The following is a 2,349-nucleotide window of genomic DNA, read 5'->3' on the forward strand; positions in this document are numbered from 1 at the left end:
TCGGGGCCGAAGGTCAGCGGCCGATCGCAGCCCATCTTGACGCCGGTCCAACCGTTCTCGTTGTGCGAGGCGGTGACCATGGCGACCGCGGGCACGTCGAGTTCGAACTGGGCGAAATAGGCCATCGGGGTGATGGCGAGGCCGATGTCGTGCACCTTGCAGCCCGCGGCCATCAGGCCGGTGACCAGTGCCAGCTTGATCGACGCCGAATAGCTGCGGAAATCGTGGCCGACGGCGATCTCGCGCTTCACGCCGCGTTCGCCGAGCAGCGTGCCGATCCCCATGCCCAGGGCCTGAATGCCCATCAGGTTGATCTCGCTTCCGAACAGCCAGCGCGCGTCGTACTCGCGGAAACCGGTGACCTTGACCATCGGCGCCGATTCGTAGGCGTAGGTGTTGGGAAGAAGCACTTGCTGCGGGATCGGGAACATGACGAAATCCTGGCTGGATCGCGGGAGCCGTCGACCGGGGATGCCGGGGACGGTCGGGGTCTGCGCCCTCGTCGTCCGCCCCCGGGCGGGGACCGAGCGCGCCAGTGGTAGGACATTTCACGACCGCGCGTCGAGCGAAACCTCGTCCGCGGCGGGGCGCGGCCCGGTGCCGCGGCGGAGCGGACGATGACGCGGGATGCGATCGAGCAGGCGGGCGCGACGATCCTCGATCTGGTGGGCCTGCGCTGTCCCCTGCCGGTGCTCAAGAGCCGCCGGGCGCTGGCCCGCCTCGCCCCCGGCGATCGGCTGATCGTGTCGACCAGCGACCCGCTGGCGACCGTCGACCTGCCACACATGTGCGCCGAGGACGGTCACGTTCTGGTCGAGGTGCGCCGCGACGGCGATCGCGCGGTGTTCGTGATCGACCGCGGCGCGGATCGTCCCGCTCAGGAGAAGCGGCCGGAGAAGCCGGAGATCTGAAGGGGGTTGTCGATCATCGCGGTCGTGTCGGCGGTGTCGGGGGCGAGCGTGCCGACGAAGGCGTCGAACATCCGCCGCACGAAGCCTTCTTCGAGATCGCGGGTGATGAACACCAACCGGGTGCGCCGGTCGTCGTCGGGCCAGCGCTCCAGCCGGGCGATCGGATGGACCACGTGCTGGACCACCTGCAGCACCAGCGGCCGCTCGGGATCCTCGGCGAGACGGACGACGCCCTTGACCCGCAGGAGCTTCGGCCCGTGCGCCGAGCGCAGCAGATCGAGGAACAGATCGAGGCTGGCCGCCGCCATCGGCCGATCGGTGGCCAGACAGAAGGCGCGGATGTGGTCGTCGTGGCGATTGGGATCATGGCGGTGGTCGTGGTCGTCGCCGTGATCGTGATCATGCCCGTGATCATGATCGTGGTCGTGGTCGGCGTGACGGCGGGCCTCCAGGCGGCGGCGCTCGGCGTCGCGGTCGCGATAGGCCTCTTCGGCGAGCCAGGCGGTGACGTCGGCGCTCTTGCGGTCGGCCCGCCACAGGCCGGTCTCCAGCATCGCCGCGGGCGCGGCTTCGCCGGCGGCGGCGTCGAGGATCGGCGCGGCGGGGTTGAGCACGCGCAGGCGGGTGCGCAGGGCGACGAGGGCGGCGGCGCGCTCCGGCGTGGTGCACAGGTCGGACTTGGTGACCACCAGGCGATCGGCGACGGCGGCCTGTTTCACCGCCTCGATCTGGGTGTCGAGGGTGACCATGCCGTTGACCGCGTCGACCAGGGTGATGACGCCGTCGAGGCGGTAGCGCCGCACCAGATAGGGATGGCGCATCACCGTGTGGAGGATCGGTGCGGGATCGGCGAGGCCGGTGGTCTCGATCACCACCCGCCGCAGCTCGTCGAGACGACCGTTGTCGAGGCGGCGGAGCAGGTCTTCGAGGGTGGCGACGAGGTCGCCGCGGATGGTGCAGCACAGGCAGCCCGACGAGAGCTCGACGACGCCGTCGTCGGCGCGCTCGACCAGCACGTGGTCGATGCCGATCTCGCCGAATTCGTTGACGATCACCGCGGTGCCGGCCATCGCTGGATCGGGCAGCAGCCGGTTGAGCAGGGTGGTCTTGCCGGCGCCGAGGAAGCCGGTGATCACGGTCAGCGGGATCGGCGGCGGCGCGGCGGAGATCGGGTCGGTCATCGAAGGGTCCTCCGGCGCGGCGTCGCGCCGACGGGGGGCCGCGCGCGAATTGTCGCGCCCGGCCGCCGCGTCATTCGGTTTCGGGCTTGGGGCGCTTCGTCGGGATCGGCGCGGCCTTCGCCGGCTTCTTCTGCTCGAGCTTCGCGGCTTCGGCCAGCCGTTTGGCGCTCATCAGGCGGGTCGGCGGCGGGGGCGGCGGCGGTGCGACGCGGCTCGCGCGGGTGGGCGGGGCCGGCGGTCGGGCGGCGAGCGGCGCG

Annotated in this window: 2 protein-coding genes and 2 pseudogenes; 1 reads left to right on the plus strand and 3 read right to left on the minus strand. The window is 71.2% G+C overall.

The window, feature by feature from the left end:
* Window positions 1-431: pseudogene (locus EYW49_RS22695) on the minus strand (phosphomannomutase/phosphoglucomutase); the annotation flags it as partial.
* 186 nt (window positions 432-617) lie between these two features.
* Here EYW49_RS22695 and EYW49_RS22700 point away from each other — a divergent pair.
* Window positions 618-911, plus strand: a complete 294-nt coding sequence (locus EYW49_RS22700) for a sulfurtransferase TusA family protein (RefSeq protein WP_131312005.1) — start codon at window positions 618-620, stop codon at window positions 909-911.
* On the opposite strand, the gene EYW49_RS22705 is transcribed toward EYW49_RS22700, so the two are convergent.
* Window positions 878-2,092, minus strand: a complete 1,215-nt coding sequence (locus EYW49_RS22705; protein ID WP_131312007.1) for a CobW family GTP-binding protein — start codon at window positions 2,090-2,092, stop codon at window positions 878-880. The two genes, EYW49_RS22700 and EYW49_RS22705, sit on opposite strands and share 34 nt — an antisense overlap.
* Before the next feature lie 70 nt (window positions 2,093-2,162).
* A pseudogene (locus EYW49_RS23325) lies at window positions 2,163-2,349 on the minus strand (NADH-quinone oxidoreductase subunit NuoE); the annotation flags it as partial.

The organism is Siculibacillus lacustris (genome assembly GCF_004328075.1).
Lineage (GTDB): Bacteria > Pseudomonadota > Alphaproteobacteria > Rhizobiales > Ancalomicrobiaceae > Siculibacillus > Siculibacillus lacustris.